The 19,417-nt window shown below is 67.3% G+C and carries 19 protein-coding genes and 1 pseudogene; 10 read left to right on the plus strand and 10 right to left on the minus strand.

Features of this window, described 5'->3' with window-relative positions:
* Positions 1-235: 235 nt before the first annotated feature.
* The 3 genes from MEBOL_RS35180 to tesB all read left to right on the plus strand — a co-directional run bounded on the left by MEBOL_RS35180 (position 236) and on the right by tesB (position 3,063).
* Complete coding sequence (locus MEBOL_RS35180) at positions 236-1,342, plus strand: M35 family metalloendopeptidase (protein WP_095981509.1); 1,107 nt, start codon at positions 236-238, stop codon at positions 1,340-1,342.
* A gap of 115 nt (positions 1,343-1,457) precedes the next feature.
* Positions 1,458-2,072 (plus strand): protease, encoded by a 615-nt coding sequence (locus MEBOL_RS35185; RefSeq protein ID WP_095981510.1) that lies wholly within the window; start codon positions 1,458-1,460, stop codon positions 2,070-2,072.
* Positions 2,073-2,187: 115 nt separating this feature from the next.
* A complete protein-coding gene (gene tesB, locus MEBOL_RS35190) occupies positions 2,188-3,063 on the plus strand; it encodes an acyl-CoA thioesterase II (RefSeq protein WP_095981511.1) in 876 nt (291 codons plus the stop codon).
* 602 nt (positions 3,064-3,665) lie between these two features.
* Here tesB and MEBOL_RS35195 read toward each other — a convergent pair.
* The 3 genes from MEBOL_RS35195 to MEBOL_RS35205 are packed head-to-tail and all read right to left on the minus strand — an operon-like array spanning position 3,666 to position 6,314.
* Positions 3,666-4,682: an ABC transporter substrate-binding protein gene (locus MEBOL_RS35195; protein WP_095981512.1), complete on the minus strand. Its 1,017-nt coding sequence runs from the start codon at positions 4,680-4,682 to the stop codon at positions 3,666-3,668.
* Positions 4,683-4,713: 31 nt separating this feature from the next.
* Positions 4,714-5,499: an ABC transporter permease gene (locus MEBOL_RS35200; RefSeq protein WP_245919139.1), complete on the minus strand. Its 786-nt coding sequence runs from the start codon at positions 5,497-5,499 to the stop codon at positions 4,714-4,716.
* Positions 5,496-6,314 (minus strand): ABC transporter ATP-binding protein, encoded by an 819-nt coding sequence (locus tag MEBOL_RS35205; protein ID WP_179956346.1) that lies wholly within the window; start codon positions 6,312-6,314, stop codon positions 5,496-5,498. The genes MEBOL_RS35200 and MEBOL_RS35205 overlap by 4 nt, the downstream gene beginning before the upstream one ends.
* Before the next feature lie 640 nt (positions 6,315-6,954).
* On the opposite strand from MEBOL_RS35205, the gene sitA5 reads away from it, so the two are divergent.
* Entirely contained in the window at positions 6,955-8,550 is a 1,596-nt protein-coding gene (gene sitA5 / locus MEBOL_RS35210; RefSeq protein ID WP_483869367.1) for a SitA5 family polymorphic toxin, read from the plus strand.
* A gap of 7 nt (positions 8,551-8,557) precedes the next feature.
* A complete protein-coding gene (locus MEBOL_RS35215) occupies positions 8,558-9,172 on the plus strand; it encodes a hypothetical protein (RefSeq protein ID WP_095981513.1) in 615 nt (204 codons plus the stop codon).
* A gap of 110 nt (positions 9,173-9,282) precedes the next feature.
* Here the strand turns inward: MEBOL_RS35215 and MEBOL_RS35220 are convergent, their stop codons facing one another.
* Positions 9,283-9,600: a hypothetical protein gene (locus MEBOL_RS35220; RefSeq protein ID WP_095981514.1), complete on the minus strand. Its 318-nt coding sequence runs from the start codon at positions 9,598-9,600 to the stop codon at positions 9,283-9,285.
* Positions 9,601-9,935: 335 nt separating this feature from the next.
* Here MEBOL_RS35220 and MEBOL_RS35225 point away from each other — a divergent pair, with 335 nt between their 5' ends.
* The 3 genes and pseudogenes from MEBOL_RS35225 to MEBOL_RS41605 all read left to right on the plus strand — a co-directional run bounded on the left by MEBOL_RS35225 (position 9,936) and on the right by MEBOL_RS41605 (position 11,920).
* Complete coding sequence (locus MEBOL_RS35225) at positions 9,936-10,706, plus strand: hypothetical protein (protein ID WP_218920844.1); 771 nt, start codon at positions 9,936-9,938, stop codon at positions 10,704-10,706.
* 44 nt (positions 10,707-10,750) lie between these two features.
* A pseudogene (locus MEBOL_RS44215) lies at positions 10,751-11,280 on the plus strand (IS701 family transposase); the annotation flags it as partial.
* 208 nt (positions 11,281-11,488) lie between these two features.
* Positions 11,489-11,920, plus strand: coding sequence for a hypothetical protein (locus MEBOL_RS41605; RefSeq protein WP_218920845.1), 432 nt, complete (start codon positions 11,489-11,491; stop codon positions 11,918-11,920).
* On the opposite strand, the gene MEBOL_RS35235 is transcribed toward MEBOL_RS41605, so the two are convergent.
* The 5 genes from MEBOL_RS35235 to MEBOL_RS35255 all read right to left on the minus strand — a co-directional run bounded on the left by MEBOL_RS35235 (position 11,879) and on the right by MEBOL_RS35255 (position 15,724).
* Positions 11,879-12,370: a hypothetical protein gene (locus MEBOL_RS35235; protein WP_095981515.1), complete on the minus strand. Its 492-nt coding sequence runs from the start codon at positions 12,368-12,370 to the stop codon at positions 11,879-11,881. The genes MEBOL_RS41605 and MEBOL_RS35235 overlap by 42 nt on opposite strands.
* A gap of 11 nt (positions 12,371-12,381) precedes the next feature.
* The gene (locus MEBOL_RS35240) at positions 12,382-12,993 is read right to left on the minus strand and encodes a DUF2381 family protein (RefSeq protein ID WP_245919141.1); all 612 of its coding nucleotides are present in this window, start codon (positions 12,991-12,993) and stop codon (positions 12,382-12,384) included.
* Positions 12,994-13,243: 250 nt separating this feature from the next.
* Entirely contained in the window at positions 13,244-13,960 is a 717-nt protein-coding gene (locus MEBOL_RS35245) for a hypothetical protein (RefSeq protein ID WP_095981517.1), read from the minus strand.
* Complete coding sequence (locus MEBOL_RS35250; protein WP_095981518.1) at positions 13,957-14,850, minus strand: hypothetical protein; 894 nt, start codon at positions 14,848-14,850, stop codon at positions 13,957-13,959. The genes MEBOL_RS35245 and MEBOL_RS35250 overlap by 4 nt, the downstream gene beginning before the upstream one ends.
* A gap of 61 nt (positions 14,851-14,911) precedes the next feature.
* Positions 14,912-15,724 (minus strand): siderophore-interacting protein, encoded by an 813-nt coding sequence (locus MEBOL_RS35255; RefSeq protein WP_095981519.1) that lies wholly within the window; start codon positions 15,722-15,724, stop codon positions 14,912-14,914.
* 207 nt (positions 15,725-15,931) lie between these two features.
* On the opposite strand from MEBOL_RS35255, the gene MEBOL_RS35260 reads away from it, so the two are divergent.
* A complete protein-coding gene (locus tag MEBOL_RS35260; protein ID WP_095981520.1) occupies positions 15,932-16,381 on the plus strand; it encodes a calponin homology domain-containing protein in 450 nt (149 codons plus the stop codon).
* Positions 16,382-16,387: 6 nt separating this feature from the next.
* Positions 16,388-18,070, plus strand: a complete 1,683-nt coding sequence (locus MEBOL_RS43885; RefSeq protein ID WP_095981521.1) for a type IV pilus twitching motility protein PilT — start codon at positions 16,388-16,390, stop codon at positions 18,068-18,070.
* 66 nt (positions 18,071-18,136) lie between these two features.
* Here the strand turns inward: MEBOL_RS43885 and MEBOL_RS35270 are convergent, their stop codons facing one another.
* Positions 18,137-19,414, minus strand: a complete 1,278-nt coding sequence (locus MEBOL_RS35270; RefSeq protein WP_095981522.1) for a hypothetical protein — start codon at positions 19,412-19,414, stop codon at positions 18,137-18,139.
* Between the last annotated feature and the right edge of the window lie 3 nt (positions 19,415-19,417).

A 19,417-nucleotide genomic window follows, 5' to 3' on the forward strand; every position in this document is an offset into this window, starting at 1 on the left:
CGCGGCGGGGAAAGTGAGCCCCACTCGGAGTGAGAGGCACACGACTCGTTGTCTCACTGTTAGACAGGGCGTAAATTTTGAGTTGTCCTAGAATTTTTGTTTGTATTCAAAACAACGCCATCGTTACGAATTATTTTCCGAGAATCTGAACCTGGACGGAATTCTCTGTAGTCGTGTAACACTGTGTTCACCGGGGTAGCCAAGCTACCGGTGAATCCAGAAAGGTAGTCACTGCGTGAGCCAGAACGTTCGCGGTTTCAAGTGGCTGGTAGGGGGAATCGTTGGGGTGTCCCTGTTGGGTGCGTGTGGTGCGCCCATGGAGGGAGAGGACGCCTCGCAGCAGCTCAGCGAGCAGGCCGTCGGCGACATCGCCGTGAGCCTGTCCGTGGCCAGCGCCTCCCTGAGCGCCCATGAGGACGTGGCGGTCACGGTGACCTACACCAACGTGTCGTCCCAGCCCGTGCAGCTGCTCAAGTGGTACGTGCCGGGCAGCGAGAGCGTGCCGGCGGGCCTGTTCCAGGTCACCCGGGATGGCGAGGCCGTCGCGTACATGGGCCCCGAGGTCAAGCGCGTGGCGCCCCGCGCCGAGGACTTCATCACCCTGGCCCCGGGCGAGAGCCTGTCGCGCACCGCGCCCCTGTCGGGCTTCTATGACCTGAGCGCGAGCGGCACCTACTCCGTGCGCTTCGCCGCGCAGGCCGTCAACCAGCACAACGTGGTGCTCACCCGCACCGCGGCGCTCGACTCCAACCTCGTGAGCATGTTCATCGAGGGCCGCTCGAGCCGCCAGCCCGGGTTGCAGGAGCAGGGCACGGTGACGGCCCAGGGCATCTCGTCCGCGAGCAACTGCTCGAGCAGCCGCGCGTCGACCATCACCACGGCCTACAACTCGGCCAAGACGTACGCGAGCAACGCCACGAGCTACCTCAGCACCCTCTCGTCGGGCACCTTGCGCTACACCACCTGGTTCGGCACCTACTCGTCGGGAGGCAAGGACACCGCCTACTCGCACTTCTCGAAGATCAACAGCGCCCTGAGCGCCCAGAACGTCACCGTGGACTGCAGCTGCACCGACTCGGGCACCTACGCCTACGTGTACCCGAACTCGCCCTACAAGATTTACGTGTGCGGCGCCTTCTGGGCCGCGCCCAACACGGGCACGGACTCGCGCGCGGGCACGCTCATCCACGAGATGAGCCACTTCACCGTGCTCGGTGGCACGGATGACCACGTCTACGGCCAGAGCGGCGCCAAGAACCTCGCGAAGACCAGCCCCACCAAGGCGCTGGATAACGCGGACAACCACGAGTACTTCGCGGAGAACAATCCCGCGCAGAACTGAGGCGACGGTCCTCCAAAGAAGTTGATGAGACGAACGGGAGCGGCGACGCTCCCGTTTTTCTTTTTGGGGGCATGGGGCCACCCCGGCACCGCCCCCTGGAAGGGACATTCGTCCGATGAATCGTGGATATGCCGGTTGGATCGCCTTGGGCTGTCTGGCGTTGAACGCGGGTGCCTGCAAGCGCGAGGAGCCGGAAGTGAAGCCGCCGGAGGCCGCGCGGCAGCCCCTGGAGCAGAAGGCGCCGGAGCCGGCCGCCCCGGAGCCCAAGGAGGAGGACACGGCCATGGCGAAGACGACCCTGGATTGCGCGCTGAGCGTGGCGCCGAGCCTGCGCGTGGGAGAGCCCGTGGAGCTGCGCTTCCAGCTCTCCAACCCGATGAAGGGGCCCGCGTTCGTGCTCAACTGGCGCACGCCGCTCGAGGGCCTGTGGGGCAATGACTTCGAGGTGACGCGGGACGGCACCGACATCCCCTACCAGGGGCCGATGAAGAAGCGCGCCGATCCCACGGCCGACAACTACGTCATGCTCTCGCCGGGCGGCTCGGTGAACGGCACGGTGGACCTGTCCAAGGCCTACGACATGAGCAAGCCCGGCAAGTACCGCATCGCCTTCCGGGGTGAGCTGCTCGACGTGGCGCCGGATCTCTCCCAGGTGGGCCGGCCCATGGACAAGTTCCAGCCCATGAAGGTCGAGTGCGCGGCTGTCGAGACGGTCCTGCGCGCGGGCTGAGCCCGGACTCGGCGTACGGGCCCGGTGACTGGACACGCCGGGCCCCTCTTCTCTGGATGCGGATGTCGCGGTGCTCGGGTATGGAGCAATGCGTCATGTCGCGGGAGGAGAGGTCATGAGTCGTGTTCTGGAGGATCTGCTGGCGCTCCTGAAGTTGGAGCCCATCGAGGAGAACCTGTTCCGTGGCCGGAGCCAGGATCTCGGCTTCCGGCAGCTCTTCGGAGGACAGGTGCTGGGGCAGTCGCTGTCGGCGGCCAGCCAGACGGTGGACCCCAAGCGCCATGTGCACTCCATTCATGGCTACTTCCTGCGCCCCGGGGACGCGAGCCTGCCCGTGGTCTACACGGTGGACCGGGTGCGTGACGGCGGCAGCTTCACCACCCGGCGGGTGCTCGCCATCCAGAAAGGCGAGTCCATCTTCACGCTCATGGCCTCGTTTCAGGGGGTGGAGGCGGGCTTCGAGCACCAGACGAAGATGCCGAGGGTGCCAGGGCCCGAGGGGTTGCCCACGGACGTGGAGCTGCTGCGCCGCAACGCCGACCTCATTCCCGAGCGCATCCGCGACAAGTTCCTGTGCGAGAAGCCCATCGAGCTGCGCCCGGTGACCCACGTGGATCCGTTCAATCCCCAGCCGGGAGAGCCCATCCGCCACGTGTGGTTTCGCGCCGCCGGTCCGCTGCCGGAGGATCCGCAGGTGCACAAGTACATGCTGGCCTACGCGTCGGACTTCAACCTCATCACCACCGCGCTCCAGCCGCATGGCGCCAGCTACATGCAGCCGCACATGCAGATGGCGAGCCTGGACCACTCCCTGTGGTTCCACGGCGACCTGCGTGTGAACGACTGGCTCCTGTACTCCATGGTGAGCCCGTGGGCGGGCAACGCGCGCGCCCTGTCCTACGGGCATGTCTTCACGCGAGAGGGCCGCCTGGTGGCCACCGTGGCGCAAGAAGGGCTCGTGCGGCTGAGGACGCCTCAGCCCACGACCTGAACCGAATGACGTCTGGACGGTGTGCCCCGGCTTCCGGGTGGCGCGCCGTCCGGCCCCCGTGCATCTGGACCGCGCGTCCTCCGTGCCCGCGCCCATGTGGCGTGTGAGCCGTCGCGGCGGTACCGGAAACCCTTCCCTCCATTCGAGCCTCTGACGCCACCGGCCGCGCTTGCGGTCAGGGTGGACGTGTGGCGTCCATTCGTGCCGACGCCAGGAACACGGAGCCCGGGTGGCAAGGGCTCAAGCCGCTTTCTCGCTGCTCGGCCATGGGAGGGCCCACGCGCGACCGGGAAGGGTGGGTCCCCTTGTCCCTCTAGGGAAGAGGCGAAGAACGTACCGCCCACGACTGGCCGTCCCCTCGTGCTTCTCTGCAAGAGCAGGATGTCTTGCCTCGGCCATCTGTCTTCCCCTAGCGCATCTAGGGGAGAGCGGAAGAGTGAGCTGGGAATCGACAGCAAGCGCATTCGCGCCGGACCCGCGCCCACATAGATAAACTATGTGAGTCTTGAGTTGATTCCTGCTCATTATTGCTGGTGATTTTTATGTCTGTGTTTGTGTTTTGTTTGGGAAAAACAAACACAGACATGGTGCAATGCGAGGATTTACTTGGCGTTGTCGAGGCCGGTAATGAGGAAGTCATCCACGGAAGGTGCCTTGTCGATGAGGCCCAGCTCCACGAGCTGCCGCCCCAGCGTCTCCCACCGCTCGCGGCTCATCGTGCCCAGGCCCTTCGCACGCGTCTCCTCCGTCTCGATGAGCGGCTTTTGCGCCTGGGCCGCCCCCGCGAAGGTCTCCGCGTCCATCGCGGTGTTCAGCTTGCCCATCACCGCGTTGGTGGGCGCGGGATCATCCAGGTAGGCCCGCCAGCCCTCGCGCGCCGCCGCGACGAAATCCTTCACTCGCGCGGGCTGCTCCTTCCAGAGGGCGCTCCGGGTGATGACCACGGTCGTGTAGGGGTTGAAGCCCTCATCGGCCACGAGGAACACGGAGGGGTCCGCGCCCAGCCGCCGCGCGGCGAGGGGCTCCGAGGTGATGAAGCATTGCTGGGCGAAATCCTTGTCCGCCACGAAGCGCGCCACGCCCCCGTCGTAGGGCACCACCTTCACCTTGTCGAAACCGTACTTCTTCTTGAGGAACGCGGCGTAGGGCAGGCCGGGCTCCAGTGCCACCGTTCCCGAGCTGAGAATGTCCTGGATGCCCTTGGCCCCTCGCGAGGCGTGGGCCATGAGGGCTTGTGGCGAGGTCTGGTACACCGCGAACAGCGCGAGGATGTCCACGCCGCGCGTCCGGGCGGTGAGGATCTCGTCGGCGCCGGCGACCCCGAAGTCCACCTGGCCCGAGGCCACCATCTGCACCACCGGCACGCCCGCTCCTCCGCCCTGGATGGTGACGTCCATCCCCGCGCGCTTGAAGAGGCCTCGATCCCGCGCGGCGTAGAAACCTCCGAACTCGGGCTCGGGCACCCAGTTGAGCGCCAGCTTGACGGGCGTCATCTTCACCGCGCTCGCCGTGTCCGCCGTTCCCTCCGCCTTCGGCGCGCTTTCCTTGGAGCGGGAGCAGGCCCCTCCCATCAGCATCAGCGCCAGCCCGCCCAGCACTCCAACAAGACGTCCCCTCATATGTGGTTTTCCTCCAGGAAGAAGCGGTGGTTCACGTGCCCGTGGCCGATGGATGCCAGCGCCGCAGCAGCCGCCAGCCGCTCAGGTTCACCGCGCCGAAGAGTGCCAGCCCCAGCACCGAGGCCACCAGCACGGCGGCGAAGAGCAGATCCGTGCGCAACTGCCGGTACGCGGTCAGCACCAGGATGCCCAGGCCCGCGGCGTCCTCGGAGAACCCCGCGACGAACTCGCCCACGATGGCGCCGATGACCGCCAGCCCCGAGGCCACCTTCAGCCCGGTGAAGAGCTGCGGCAGCGCGGCCGGAAGCTCCAGCTTCCACAACGTGGCGAGCCGCCGGGCGCCGTACAGGTGGAACAGATCCCTCAGCGCGGGCTCCACCGAGCGCAGTCCGGTGAGCGTGTTGGTGATGACGGGGAAGAGCGAGACGATGAAGGAGGACACGGCCACGGCGCGCGTCCCCGGGCCGAACCACAGCACCAGCAGGGGAGCGATGGCCACGATGGGGACCGTCTGCAACAGGAGCGTGTAGGGGTAGAAGGCCCGCTCCAACAGCCGCGAGGACGCCAGGAGGATGGCGGTGAGTACGCCCAGGGTGGCGCTCAGCGCGAAGCCCAGCAGCGAGGCCAGCCCCGTGGTGAGCATCGCGTTCCACAGGGTCCGGGACTCGTGCACTCCGGCGGCGGCGATGGCGGACGGGGGTGGCAGGAGCCATGGCTGGATGTGGAGCACCCGCGTCAGCCCTTCCCAGAGCCCCAGCAGGAGGACGAGCGCGGCCAGGGGCGGTCCCGCCCGGCGCAGCAGCGCGGACTTCATCATTCGGTGTCTCCCCGCTCCAGCGCTCGCTGGAGCAGTCCCAGTTCATGCGCGAAGCCGGGTTCGGCGCGCAGGGACGGGCCTCGCTCGGCGGGCAGCTCGAGCGTGCGATCCAACATCACCCGCGCGGGCCGCCGCGATAGCACCACGACCCGCTCGGCCAGGTAGGTGGCCTCGGACAGGGAGTGGGTGACGAAGAGGACCGTCATGCCCAGTTCCTTCCACAGCGCGCGCAGTTGATCATCCAGCCGGTTGCGCGTGAGTTCGTCCAGCGCGGCGAAGGGCTCGTCCAGGAGCAGCAACCGGGGGCGGGTGACGAGCGCCCGGGCCAGTGACACGCGCATGCGCATGCCGCCGGACAACTGGGCCGGGTAGCGCGCCAGGGCGTCCCCGAGTCCCACTTCGCCGAGCAGGGTCCGCGCCGCCTCGTGCCGGGCCGATTCGGCGACTCCCGCGAGCTCCAGCGGCAGGGCCACGTTGTCCAGCACCGTGCGCCAGGGCAACAGGTGCGCGTCCTGGAAGACGTAGGCGATGGGACTGCGCGTGCCCCGGGTGCGCTCGAGGGAGGGCGAGAAGGAGAGGGTGCCCGCCTCCGGGGTGTCCAGTCCCGCCACCAGGCGCAGCAGCGTGGATTTACCACAGCCGGAAGGACCCACCAGGGCCACGAAGGCGCCCGCGGAGAGGTCCAGATCCAGTCCCGACAGGACGCTCGCCCCGCCCGGGAACGAGCGCCGCAGCCCCTCGAGCCGCACGCGCACGCCCCCCCTGCCGTCATCGGGCACCACGGGAGCGGGGGAGTCCGGGCTGGAGGAAGTCATGTCGGGCCAGGGTTCTAACCGCGTGGCACGCCGGGGCCAACCTCCACGTGGCGGCTCGTGCACATCCCGTGAAGGGCGTTGCACGCCCCGGGGGTGGCTCTACTGGGGGCCGTGCCGTGAGGTGATGATGAAGCCGCTGCTGGTCCTGCTGGTGCTGCTGTCCGCTCCCGCCTTCGCGGCGGGGCGTCCGACCTCCGTGTTGTGGGCTTGCCCCGGGTACGTGGCTCCCCCGCAGTTCGTATGGTCCAGGGTCAGCGAGCTGGCGGGCCTCACTCGTGTAGGCACCGCCTATGTGGCCCGCATGGGCCCGCGAGAGTCAGACGTCCTCGGCTCGACTCACCGCTGCGGGAGGTCGCGGTGGCGGTCGTACTCGGGGTGCCCTGGAGTCCATATGGCCGCTACTTGCCCGGCCGGAATGTCCCCTTGGAAGTGAATCTCCAGTCCCGGCTCCTCAAGCCCCAGCTCCAGGCCGATGAAGAACGCGCGCACACCCGGGTGGATGTAGTGCTCCTCCTCGCCCTGTGGCTCGTGAGTTAGGGTTTGCCGTCCCGCAACCTATCCTTCGGGGCTAATGCTCCTGGGGGAGGCCAGCGCCATGTTGAACAAGCACCCGAGTCCTGCGGTGGGGGAGGGCGGCGGAATTCAGCCCGAGGTCCGGCGGGGTCCGCCACCGTGGGCGCTGGCCGGGGCCCTCTGGCTCATTGTCCTGTTTCTCCATGCGGCCTGTGCGTCGCAGGGGCCCGCTGCGAGGAGGGGGTCCGGGGGCGGCCGGGCAGGTAACGAGGCTGTGGAGAGCGAGGCGCGCTCGGCGCCGAGGGAGCTGCAGCCAGTGCTTGTTGTGTACGCGGCCGAGGTGGAGGCGCGCGGCAGCACGCGGGTGGTGGCCGTCACGCGGGAGGAGTACCAGCGCGCGGTTGTGCAGCGCCTCCAGCACCACCAGGTGCAGGGCACTCCCCAGGAGGCCGCGCAGGGGCTTCTGCAGGCCATGCCCGAGGAGGAGCTGCTCGCCGAGGTGTACCGGGACAGGGTCCTCACGCTGGTGCCCCTCACCGACAAGGGCTCGCTCGTGCCCGAGGCCGAGGCGGCGCTCAAAGAGAAGTACCTCCGGTGGTGCCAGCCGCGCGGTGGTGGTGACTGCCTAGGCCTCTTCACGGATGGGCCCTACCTGCGCACCGACGACAGGCGCACCCTGGCGCTCGCCCTTGCCTTCGGAGGAGTTCTCGACGAGACGCGAGCGGCCCTCGGGCGCGAGCTCAGCCCGCAGGCACTGCTCTCCTCGCTGGTGTGGGCGGCGGGCCTGTACCTGGCGCTCTGGCTACTACCAGAGCCGAGCACGAAGGCAGTGGCGGCCGCGCTCTCCGTAGTGCTGCTGGCCTGGTTGGGCGTGGACGCCATGTGGGGCCTCACGGACGGGTGGGCCCGCATGGCGCACGCGGCGCACGAGGCCACCACCTTCGAGGAACTGCGCGATGCCGGCGAGGCCTTCGGCAAGCGCATAGGGACGGACGCAGCCCGAGCCCTCATTCTCGCGGTGGCCACCCTCACCGGGCGGACGTTGGGCGAGGTGGCCACGCACCTGCGCTCGCTGCCCAGGTTCAACCAGGTGCAGGCCCAGTGGGCGGCCCAGGGCATGGAGGGCTCGGTGGCGGTGGCGATGGAGGAAGCCGCCGCGGTGGAGGTCGTGGTGGAGCAGCGCCGCGCCCTCGTCGTCCTCACCTCCTCGCAGGCGCCCGTCGCCATCAACGTCCTGGCGCGGAGTGGCAGCTCGGGAGCCGGTGGAGGGCACTCGGGCACCGTGGCCATCCAGCACCGCGGGGGCAACAAGCAGGTCATCCTCAGCAACGGCGAGCGGTGGCACCTCCCGCGAGGCAAGAGCTACAGGGACATTCCGACGCGGGACTCGCTGGGCGACGATCTGCAGGCGGCCGTGAGGGAGGAGGCGGCGAAGTGGTCCCGAGCGTTGCTGACCGATGACGAGGCGCGGGCCATCGACTCGATGCGGCGCGCTGGAAAGGAGCACCGGGCAAGCCTGCTCGAGCGACAGGCTCGTGGGCGATGGGTCGAGAGACAAGTGGCCAACCGCTTCCAGAACCTGACTTGGAACAGTCGGGGCGTAGACGTCACCGGCCCTGGAGGCCAGAGCTACCACTACGAGATCTTGTCTGGTACGGAGTCGAACTTCGCGCTGCATGGGCGCCGGATGGCGAGCACCTTTTTCCGCATGATCTTCTTCTGAGGGCCACGTGACTCCCAACATCCACTACGAGGATCGAGAGATTGAGGGCGAGCGCCTGGAGCTGACGGATAAGACGGCCATCTACTGGCTCGGGCCGAACGTCACGCTCCGGGGCTGCATGCTGGTCACGAACATTTCGGCGAGGTGGCTTCATCTGGTGTCGGGAACCCTGATCGACTGCACCATTCAGGCGAAGAGCGAGCTAAAAGCGCTGCCCTGGGCGCCGATGAAGGTGAAGGGGTGCCGGTTCAAGGGTCGATTTACCGGCAATGACTTCGGATTTCGCGAGGACGTAGACGACAGGTGGAGGGCTGGGGGAATTGAGGACTGCGACTTCTCAGAGGCGGTGCTCAATGGCTGTCGGTTCTTCAACTGCGACATGAGCACGATTCGACTGCCGCGCTGGCCGTGCTTCACCTTCCTGGACGCACGCCGGTTCGCGGCGGAGCTGGCGCGGCGTGCGTGGCCCGGGTCCTTCGACTCGGTCATCAGGACGGTGTGCGATCCGCCAAAGGGCACGGTCGCGTCGGCTTGGCACGCGCCCACCGTTGCCAAGAAGAGCGACACGACGGTTGAGGAACTGCGCGCGGCCCTGGAGACGGCACCGGGGATTTTCATGTAGGGCCCGGGTGTAGTCGGCGTCGGCACGATCGGACTTGACCGGCATCTGGTCGATCGTCCCCGACGCAAACAGCGCAGCGAGCTCGCGAGCGCCGCCCTCGGGAGGTTGGCTCAGTGCTCGCTTGTCACGGCGCGGGCCACGTTGCGCAGCACCTGCTCGGAGGCGTCGGGCGAGGCGAGGTCCACCCCGTCCAGCCATTGGTCATAGGTCAGGTGCAGGATGCGGCTCGCTTCCAGGGACTCCTCCGACAAGGCCACCCCGTCCAGCACCACCTCGGTGTTGAACACGCCGTTGCTCTCCAGGTGGAAGCTTCGGGAGGTACCGCCCCCGGCGGGAGTCCACTCGCCCTCCAGCATCAGCGTCCGGCCCTCCATGTCCTCGTGCGTGGCCAGGCCCTCCGCGTCGGCGTCCGCGGGCGCGAAGACCAAGTGCGCGCGGCAGCCGCGTCCCCACGAGCACGCTGAACAGGTGGGCGGAGGGCTGTGCCCGGGAGCTGCGCTGTCTCCTCGGGGCCCCCGGGCTCCAGCGCGCCACCCGGCTCTTGCACCTGCGCCTGCGGCCTCTCGGAGGGGGCCGACTCGCCGTGGACTTGCGGCTCATCGATGTGCGGAGCCGCAAGGTGCTCGGGCGGCGGGCTGCGGTGGTGGAGTCCGGGGTGACCGATTAGTACTAAGCCGTCGGACTTGTGTGTTCCGCCTGACCCGCTAAGTACGAGGCGGAGAGAATTGCAGTTCGACAGGGAATCGTTGGGGAGGTACCAAGCATGGGCAAGGCCGCAGAGTTTTTCAAGAAAATCGAGAAGCACCCTGATCGCTTCTACCTCATCCACTACTCGTCGCAATCGCTCTTCGATGCTGGGGCGGGAGCCCACTCCCCTCGTATCACGTCCATCGTCGTGCGTCATTACTCCACAGGTCAGACGGTCAGCTTCGCCACTCATACTACGGCGGAGCAACTAGGCATCGCTCCAGAGGACGTTGAGGCTCGGTACGACGACATCGAGCGCGAAATGCTCACCCGGTTCTATGACTTTGCCCGGGACCGGCGCGAGAAGCACTGGGTCCACTGGAACATGCGCAATGTAACCTTCGGATTCGAGCATCTGGAGCATCGATATCGCGTGCTCACGGGAAAAGAACCCCCGAGTATTCCGGTCGAGGTTCGGGCGAACCTGAACGACATTCTTAAAGATCGGTACGGGTGGGATTACGCCAAAGACCCGAAGATGGCGTCACTCATGGAACTGAACGGCGAACGGGTACAGGGCTTTCTTTCTGGCAAAGAGGAGTCCGATGCCTTCGCCACCAAAGACTTCATCCGAATGAACACTTCGACCATTGCGAAGGTAGGCTTCTTCAGCTTCGTGATTTCGTCGTCACTCAACGGGAAGTTGATAACGTCAGGGAAGGGATTCCTGAACTTCCTCGACAGGCTTCTGGAGAGCCGGAAGTCACGAGTGCTGGCGGCCCTCGCTGCTGCGGTTGGCCTCCTGGTCGGGGTGATCCAACTGGCATTGTGGATTAATGCTACTTGATGACTTCCAAAGTAACCTCGGAGGGGCCGTGTTGAGAAGTAGAGATGACACGGCGAGAGCTGAGCCAACTCGACCGGGAGTTGAGTGAGTACCTGGAGGCAATGGTGGAGGGACTGGGACGCAGCGAGAGGAGGCGAGCGCTGGAACTGTACCTGACGGGACTGCTGCTGGACGGAGAGCGCAAGAGCGTCGAGCCGATAGCGGCCCGGCTGGTGGAGGACGAAGCGGAAGGCGATGCGGCTGCGGCAGTGTGTCGCCGTGTCGGACTGGAGCGATAGCGAGGTGAGGCGGCGGCTGGCGCGCGAGTTGGACGAGGAGTTGCCCGAGGTAGAGGCCTTCGTGATTGACGACACGGGCTTCGCCAAGAAGGGAGAGCACTCGGGGGACGTTGGCGAGCCAGTACTCGGGGACCCTGGGACGTACGGACAACTGCCAGGTGGCGGTGAGCCTGCACCTGGCGGGGGACAAGGGCAGCGGCTGCATCGGCATGCGGCTGTATTTGCCCGAGGAGTGGGCGCGCGACGGCGAGCGCCGGGCGGCGGCGGGAGTGCCCACGACGGTGCAGGAATTGTCATGCGCTTCTGGAGCCGCCCAATGTCTCCAGGGCCACGGCACGGCGTTCGATGGGGTCGTGAGACAAGCTGGCCAGTACTCCCATGGCCATCTGCGATACATGGCCGGCCTACCGGCAAGATTGGTGCGTCATTCATCGGGATGCAGGGTACACGCTCCTCGTGACAGATGGGCTCTCCAATCCGTTCATCTCCCGAATGGAGCCCTCCGTGGGTTTTGGTCTGGAGTTCGCTCTGGAGACGGACCAGCCCCTCAAGGCAGTGGGGGAGAGCTGGCCCTTCATGATTCTCGAGCGTGTGGCGAACGAGGCCGTGACTCACGAGCGAGTGCGAGAGGGGGCCAAGATGGGTCTCTTCTCCCTGGCGGTGTCCGGGAAGGGTTTGCCCAAATCCCTCGTCAATGAAGATGGCCAGGTGGGCGTGCTGCTGGGCGTGGAGTCGCGCACATTGCCGAGGCAGTTCTCCACTCCGTTTGGTGAGGTGCGGCTCGTTACCATCAAGGCCCTGCTGCCCACAGAATGGGAGTACGTACTGAAGGTCGGTCACCAACCGCACGGGCCATCGGGTTTCCGCAGATTGGTGCGCGCTCAGTACCTTGCGCTACCTGAACTCATCCACGATATCGACACCCGCCCGGGGTGAATCGAGGATGGCGGTTCCTGGCTTGGACTCTGGACGCTTTCGGAGCTGACCCAGGCCGAGTCGGGCCACCGCGCAGATGGGGATTCGCTCTCCTCCAGTCAGCGGATGGGCGGCGTAGTACCGGATGACGGGTTGGAGTCCGCCTGTCCAGACCTCTCCATACAGTCTGGCCGGCGCCTCCAGCAGTCCGATGTCCTCGTCCAACATGCTCTCGATGGGGCCGTCGTACAGGATGATGGGCTTGGCGAGAATCTGGTTCGCATCCAGATGGACCCACGCGGATTTGCCGACGAACAACTGCAAGTAGTGCATCGCCTTGCGTGCTTCCGCTGGGCACTCCTGTGCCTTGGGGGTGCCATCAGGACGCAGGGATACGCCTCCTGTCGCACAGCCCGAGCTTACTCCAAGGACACAGATGCAGCCCAAGAGCGCCAGTTTGTCGTGGATCATGTCTTCCGCCCTTACTCGGCCACAAGAGACGGATCCAGTTCGACAAAGGCCTGCTGGAGCCCATCGTGCCGGTAGATCTCCAGGAACAGGCTCGTCGACCTGCCTTCCTCGATGAACGCGGCTCCATCCGCGACCAGTGCTACCCTCCCCACTTCTCCTGGGGGGATTTCGCGGCGGGTGGCTCGAACAGCGACCGCGCGCGCGTGGCCCTCCTTGGTCGCCAAGTGCGCCGGTCTCATGCTCCATGACTGCTCGGAACTGAGGTTCTTGACCTTGAGAATGACCGCGGCCTTGCCTTTTCCTCGGAAGACCGTGCCATCGATCTCAACCTCCTCATTCTCGCCGGAGAAACGGAACGCCAACTTGAACGGCGTCTGGTCGATCGTCCCCGACGCCAACAGCGCGGCGAGCCCGTGCTCCGCTGAAGTCTCTTCCTTGAGGTAGCGCGCGTTCTCCTCCGCCAGGGCGCGCTTTTCCTTGAGCGCATCTCGTAGCGCCCACTGCATGGCCGCGTAGCTTTCGTGGTTCTTGAACACGTTCACCTGCTGGTCCGCTCGTGCCCAGCTCCCGTCCTCCACCGGTCTGAGCAGGAACGGAATCTCCGTTCCATCCAGCAGGGTCACGAGCAGGGGAATGCCCTCGTCCGAGGCGAGCCTGGACGTAGATGCGACTGGTGGCATCGTTGGGGTGCTCTGACCTCAAGAGGGTGCGGACCATGACGGGGGCATGATCACGGGCGAGAGCGGCCGAGGCACCCAGGGCCACGAACAAGACTGACCGGAATAGTAGGGACCGTTGCATCGTGAGGATGACTTACCAGGACGGGTATGGAGCGTCCAGGTCGCTCGCGAGTGCCGCCCTCGGGAGGTTGGCTCAGTGCTCGCTTGTCACGGCGCGGGCCACGTTGCGCAGCACCTGCTCGGAGGCGTCGGGCGAGGCGAGGTCCACCCCGTCCAGCCATTGGTCATAGGTCAGGTGCAGGGTGCGGCTCGCTTCCAGGGACTCCTCCGACAAGGCCACCCCGTCCAGCACCACCTCGGTGTTGAACACGCCGTCGCTCTCCAGGTGGAAGCTTCGGGAGGTACCGCCCCCGGCCGGAGTCCACTCGCCCTCCAGCATCAGCGTCCGGCCCTCCATGTCCCCGTGCGTGGCCAGGCCCTCCGCGTCGGCGTCCGCGGGCGCGAAGACCAGGTGCGCGCGGCAGTAGCGGCCCGGAGGGGGATTGAGCGTGCCGAGCGCCACGGGCTCGCCGTCCGCGAGGTCCAGGCCGCTCACGTGCGGAATGCCCAGACGCCGGGGAGTGCCCTCCGAGTGCGCATGCGCCGTGCCGATGGGCGAGAGCGCGCGCAGCCACTTCCAGGCACCGCTCGTCTGGCAGGCGAAGATCTCCACGCTGCTCAACGTGACGCGGGCCCGGGTCAGGGTGATGCGGTCGCCCCTGTTGTTGACGAACTGGCGCCCGATGCCCTTCGTGAGCGCCTCGCGTGCGGGGCGGAAGTCGAGGCCCAGATGGAAGCGGGTGCCTTCCTCGCGCGAGCCGCACGCGCAGAGGGTCCACAGGGCGAACAGGAGCGGAACGGGAGTCTTCATAGATCGTAGGCGAGGGCGGCCTGGAGGATGGGCATCTGCTGGACGTTGCCGCCCAGGCGGTTGAAGACGGGCACGCGCACGCCCAACTGCACCACCACGTCCATGGCGGGGCTGAAGAGCACGTCGGGGGACACGTAGGCGATGGCCCCGCTGCCTTCCTCGCTGCGCACTCCGGCGTGGTTGCTCTCGCCCTCGACGAGGCCATCCAGGGCGAGCCGCAGCGCCCAGCGAGGCGTCGACTGGAACTGCGCGGCCAGGGTGGAGCGCACCGAGGGACCCGCGCGGAAGCCCTCGCGTCCCCGCGTGGGGAGGTAACCCGTGGCGCTGGCGATGAAGGACCAGTCACCGAGATAGGCCGTGTAGGACAGCCCCAGGAGGGGATCCCACGAGCCGGTGCCCAGCTGGGCATCGAGCGACAGGGGACGTCCCTGGGCATCGTTCAGGGTGGACGAGGTGGGCAGCCGCGTCCCCACGAGCACGCTGAACAGGTGGTTGGCGGAGAACTCCCGATCCCTGAAGACGAAGAACCGGGCGTTCACCTCCATGTCCCCGATGCCCCAGCCCGTCTCGCGCGCCAGGCTGACATCCCGCACGGTGCGGGCCTGCAAGGGCAGGGTGGCGGACAGGAAGAGCCAGGGCCGGGGCGCGTAGGCGGCCGACACGTCCATGCGCAGCTCGCGCAGGACCATGCCATCCACGGTCACCTGGCCCGAGGACAGGCCCCAGGCGCGCATCTGCGTGGCGAAGCGCAGCCGCCCCTCGAAGGGCTGCTCCGTGCCCATGGACGTCAGGGTCGGGTCGCCACAGGCACAGGTGGCGCAGGCGCGAGCCTCCCCGGACAGGAGAAACAAGGGGAGGCTCAGGGCGGCGGCGAGGCGGAGGTTCCACATGACGCGGAGCACTCTAGGGGCGGGTGCCCTCCCGGACCCTGTGGCGAGTTGTCGCGTCTGTTCACCCCTTGGAATCGTGGTGGTCCGCCGCTCCTCGCTTCCAGTAGCCCGTCACCCGGGTCCAGCCCTTGTTCAGGCCGCGCTCGGTCTGCAGGTGTTCACGGATGGACTTGAGGGTGGTGGCCTCGCCCGCCACCCAGGTGAAGCCCTCCCCCGGGGGCAGTTGCACCTCGCGCAGCGCCTTCTCCAGGAGATTCGTCGTCCCGGCCTCCGCGCCATTCCGGTGCAGCCAGGTGAGCTGGACCTGGGCCCGGGTGTCGAAGCGCTGCTCCTCGGAGGCGTCGGCCACCTCGATGAAGGCGATCGCGCGCGCGTGGGCGGGCAGTTCCTCGAGCCGGCGGCCGATGGCGGGCAGCGCGCTCGCGTCTCCGGCCAGCAGGTACCAGTCGAAGTCGTCGGCCACGAAGGTGGTGCTGCGCGGGCCTCCCACGCCGAGGAAGTCCCCCGGCTTCACCTGGGCGGCCCACGACGAGGCGGGCCCCTCGCCGTGCAGCACGAAGTCGATGTCCAGCTCCCCCTTGGCGGCGTCGTAGCGCCGGGGGGTGTAGTCGCGCGAGGCGGGCTTCGGCTTGCCCTCGGGCATGGACAGGCCGTTGGGCCCGAGCACCGGCATGGACGGCATGCGCTGCCCCGGCTCCGCGAAGAACAGCTTCACGTGATCATCCGCGCCCCGGCTCTCGAAGCCCTCCAGCTCGGGCCCTCCCAGCGTCACCCGCTGCATGTGCGGCGTCAGCCTCGTCACCCGAAGGACCTCGAGCAGCCGCAGCTTCACGGGAAAGGGGCCCTGCCGGGAGACGCGTTCGGTTCCGCTCATCGATTCCACTCCTGTAACTAATTGATAATGATTATCATTATCGTATTGGGTGGAGCGAGGGAGGGCAACCCGAATCCGCTTCCAGGGAAGGGAGGCGGGGGAGCGGCGGGGGCGGATTCTGGGGGGAATGGGCGAGTGTGATAGATCACGCACTTCTTCTCGCCCTGACTCCCTATGCTGGAATCCCTCTCCGTACCCAAGAGACGTGTGGCGGCTCAGTTCGTCCTACCGGGCGGCTCGTCACGCAAAGTGGCCGTGTTCCTCGCCGAGGCCGTCCCCGGCCGAGAAGGAGGTGAGCGCCTGTCGGACCTGCTCAACGGCAGCGGGCCCCGGTTCATCCCCGCGCATGACGCGGAGACGGACGCGATGACGTTCGTGCATCGCGAGAACCTCGCCCTGGCGCGCGTGGCGGCCGAGCACGAGCCCAACGTCGTCGACCCCTTCAACCTCCCCACCGAGCACGAGGTGGAGCTGCGGCTGGTGGACGGTCAGGCCCTGCACGGCATCATCGCCTACGTGCTGCCCGAGGCCCACTCGCGCCTCACCGACTACCTCAACAGCGCCCCCCCTTTCTTCCCTCTCCTGGAAGAGGGCGGACAGCATGTCGTCCTCGTCAACAAACATCACGTCGCGTACGTGGAAACCCTTCGCCGCTGAGACGCCATGGCCCGGTTCGACGCCTTCATCGACAAGCTCTACAAGGAATCCGGTGTCGCCATCATGCTGGAGACCGGCAGTGGCATCACCCTGCGTACCGCCTCGGGCAACGTGCCCATGGTCAAGGCGGGCCTCAACACGCAGCAGATCATCGGCGCGCTCTCGGAGATCGTCCCCGCGGATCTGCGCGCGAACTTCCCTCCCGAGGGCGTGTCCTCCTTCCCCTACGCCGCCCCCTCGGGCGCCGTGCAGGTGAAGGTGCAGAACGTGGCGGGCCACCTCAAGGTGGCGCTGGTGCCCTACAAGGCGCCGCCCCCCGTGGTGAACACCGTCGCGGCGGCGCCCTCGGCCCACGCCGCGTTGGATCTGCCTCCCGCCTCGGATGACGACAAGCTGGAGCTGGCCTCGCCCGCGGACATGATGGACCTGGCGGCCCGGGGCTCCGGCGGTGCCTTCACCGCCCCCGCGCCCGCCGCCGCGTCGAAGGCCCCCGCCGCCGCGAAGGCTCCCGCCGCGCCGACGCCCGCACCGGCTCCGGCCGCTCCCGAGCCCGCCGCCCCCATCCAGGTGCTTCCGGTCAACGAGGGGCCGGACCCCGACGCCCACAAGACGCTGCTGGGCCTGCTCAACCGCATGCTCGACAAGAAGGCCTCGGACCTTCACATGTCCAGCCAGGTGGTGCCCATGCTGCGCGTCGACGGCGACATGGTGCCCCAGGAGGACTACCGGCCGCTCACGCATGAGCGGCTCAAGGCCATGCTCTGGAGCATCGCGCCGGAGAAGAACAAGAAGCAGTGGGAGGAGATGCGCGACACCGACTTCGCCTACGAGACCGAGCGGGCGCGCTTCCGCGTCAACGTCTTCGAGGATCGCAAGGGCATCGGCTCGGTGATGCGGCAGATTCCCACGAAGATCATGACGGCCGAGGACATGGGCCTGTCCAAGCACATCCTCGACCTGTGCTTCCTGAGCAAGGGTCTGGTGCTGGTGACGGGGCCCACCGGTTCGGGCAAGTCCACGACGCTCGCGGCGATGATCGACTACATCAACCGCAACCGCGAGGACCACATCATCACGATCGAGGACCCGATCGAGTTCGTCCACCCGAACAAGAAGTGCCTGGTCAACCAGCGCGAGGTCCACGTCCACACCCAGGGCTTCAAGAACGCCCTGCGCGCCGCGCTGCGTGAGGACCCGGACATCGTGCTCGTGGGCGAAATGCGAGACCTGGAGACGATCGCCATCGCGATCGAAACGGCCGAAACGGGCCACCTCGTCTTCGGAACGCTGCACACCAACACCGCGCCCTCGACGGTGGACCGCATCATCGACCAGTTCCCCGCGGACCGTCAGGAGCAGATCCGCATGATGCTCTCCGAGTCCCTCAAGGGCGTCATCTCGCAGATGCTCATCAAGAAGATTGGCGGAGGCCGTGTGCCCGCGCAGGAAGTGCTCCTGTGCACCAGCTCCGTGGCCAACCTCATCCGCGAGGGCAAGACGTTCCAGATCCCGTCCATCATGCAGACCTCGCGCGGCATCGGCATGTCCACGCTCAACGACGCCTTGTTGGACCTGGTCAAGCGCAAGCTGTGCGAGCCGAACGACGCCTACATCAAGGCCGTGGCCAAGGCGGAGTTCAAGCAGATGCTCGAGCGCAACGGCTACAAGATCGATCTGCCCACGGCGTAGGCGGAGGGCGGGGGAGGGCGCGCGTGGGAAGGACTCCGGCGCGCCTCCCTCCTCCCGTCCAGGGCGTCAGTCCACCGCGGCCTGGTCCACGAAGAACACCACGCGGCCGCCCGTGGCCGGGTTCGTCACGCCGCTGACGCCCTCGGTGACCGTCCACAGGTTGGTGCCGCTGCCCGTGGCGTGCATGCCCTCGGGCATCTTCGCCCACTGGGAGCTGCCGGACAGGAACGCCTTGCGCGAGGCGCTCGTGGACACCTTGAAGAGCGCGCCGTTGTAGCGCGTGGAGCTCAGCCAGTACGAGGTGGTGGCGGTCGAGGTCATCACCGGCGCCACGCCCTGCACGTTCGGCTCGTTCATGACCCAGGCGCGCTCGGGCACCACCGCGCCGCTCACGACCTTGAGCCGGTTCGTGGAGGCGTCCAGCGGCCAGCGGTAGAGCCGTCCACCGAGCCCCGGCGTGGTGCCGTCATACGGGCACTGGGCGTCGCCGCTGTTGCAGTACTCGCCCGAGAGCACCGCGCTCGTGCCGCCGCGCGTGTCCTTGCCGAGGAAGGAGAACTTGGGCCGGCAGGGGCTGGTGAGGGTCGAGGGCATGGTGTACGCGCTCACCTGCGGCAGCACGTACTTGTACCCGTACGCGCACCACACCGAGCCCACCTTGCCCACCTGGGTCTCGCACGCGGTGCTGGTGTCCACCTGGCGCATCTGCGTGAGGTCGAACACGCGCAGGCCGTCCGAGGTGTCGGCCATATAGAGGTAGTTGCCGAACCAGGCGAGCCCGCCGCCGTGCTCGTTCACGGTGGTGAACTGGCCCGCGCCCGTGGGCCGCACGAGCAGCACGTGCCGGTAGTTGATGGCGCTGCCCGACATGTCCGAGATGTCCGCCACCGACAGGCGCACGCCCTTGTCCGTGCCGCTCGGCGCGTAGTGCCAGGAGACGATGGCGACATTCGTGCTGCCGGAGACGCCCGCCGTCAGGGCCTGGGGAATCCAGTCGGTGGTGGCCATGTCGCCGTCGTTCCAGCGGAAGCCTCCCTTGTAGCCCGTGGCGGGGGGACGGGTGCTCGCGGTGAGCACGGGTCCCGCGCGGTTGAGATCGCCCAGGATGGCCGGCAGCCCGAGCGCGGGGCCCACCGCCGTCATGTTCGAGACGGCGCTGCTCCAGGTGTTTTGATCCACCAGCCGCAGACAGCTGGCGTCATGGGTCGTGAGCGGGGCCCCCTCGGTGAGGGCCTGGGTCTGGGTTTCCACCTCGCTCCCAGGCTCCAGCGCCGGGCCGGGACCGCACCCTCCGAGACACGCCGCGATGAACAGACTCCATGCCGCCGGGTCACGTCCGAACATCTC

Origin of the sequence: Melittangium boletus DSM 14713, assembly GCF_002305855.1 — a bacterium.
GTDB classification, from domain to species: Bacteria; Myxococcota; Myxococcia; order Myxococcales; family Myxococcaceae; genus Cystobacter; species Cystobacter boletus.

What these genes read in the sequence shown, in the direction of transcription:
- MEBOL_RS35270 (WP_095981522.1), bottom strand. Translation starts at nt 19,414, where the DNA reads ATGTTCGGACGTGACCCGGCGGCATGGAGTCTGTTCATCGCGGCGTGT.
- MEBOL_RS35255 (WP_095981519.1), bottom strand. Translation starts at nt 15,724, where the DNA reads ATGAGCGGAACCGAACGCGTCTCCCGGCAGGGCCCCTTTCCCGTGAAG.
- MEBOL_RS35205 (WP_179956346.1), bottom strand. Translation starts at nt 6,314, where the DNA reads ATGACTTCCTCCAGCCCGGACTCCCCCGCTCCCGTGGTGCCCGATGAC.
- MEBOL_RS35225 (WP_218920844.1), top strand. Translation starts at nt 9,936, where the DNA reads ATGGGCAAGGCCGCAGAGTTTTTCAAGAAAATCGAGAAGCACCCTGAT.
- tesB (WP_095981511.1), top strand. Translation starts at nt 2,188, where the DNA reads ATGAGTCGTGTTCTGGAGGATCTGCTGGCGCTCCTGAAGTTGGAGCCC.
- MEBOL_RS35200 (WP_245919139.1), bottom strand. Translation starts at nt 5,499, where the DNA reads ATGATGAAGTCCGCGCTGCTGCGCCGGGCGGGACCGCCCCTGGCCGCG.
- MEBOL_RS35250 (WP_095981518.1), bottom strand. Translation starts at nt 14,850, where the DNA reads ATGTGGAACCTCCGCCTCGCCGCCGCCCTGAGCCTCCCCTTGTTTCTC.
- MEBOL_RS35185 (WP_095981510.1), top strand. Translation starts at nt 1,458, where the DNA reads ATGAATCGTGGATATGCCGGTTGGATCGCCTTGGGCTGTCTGGCGTTG.
- MEBOL_RS43885 (WP_095981521.1), top strand. Translation starts at nt 16,388, where the DNA reads ATGGCCCGGTTCGACGCCTTCATCGACAAGCTCTACAAGGAATCCGGT.
- MEBOL_RS35195 (WP_095981512.1), bottom strand. Translation starts at nt 4,682, where the DNA reads ATGAGGGGACGTCTTGTTGGAGTGCTGGGCGGGCTGGCGCTGATGCTG.
- MEBOL_RS35245 (WP_095981517.1), bottom strand. Translation starts at nt 13,960, where the DNA reads ATGAAGACTCCCGTTCCGCTCCTGTTCGCCCTGTGGACCCTCTGCGCG.
- MEBOL_RS35235 (WP_095981515.1), bottom strand. Translation starts at nt 12,370, where the DNA reads ATGATCCACGACAAACTGGCGCTCTTGGGCTGCATCTGTGTCCTTGGA.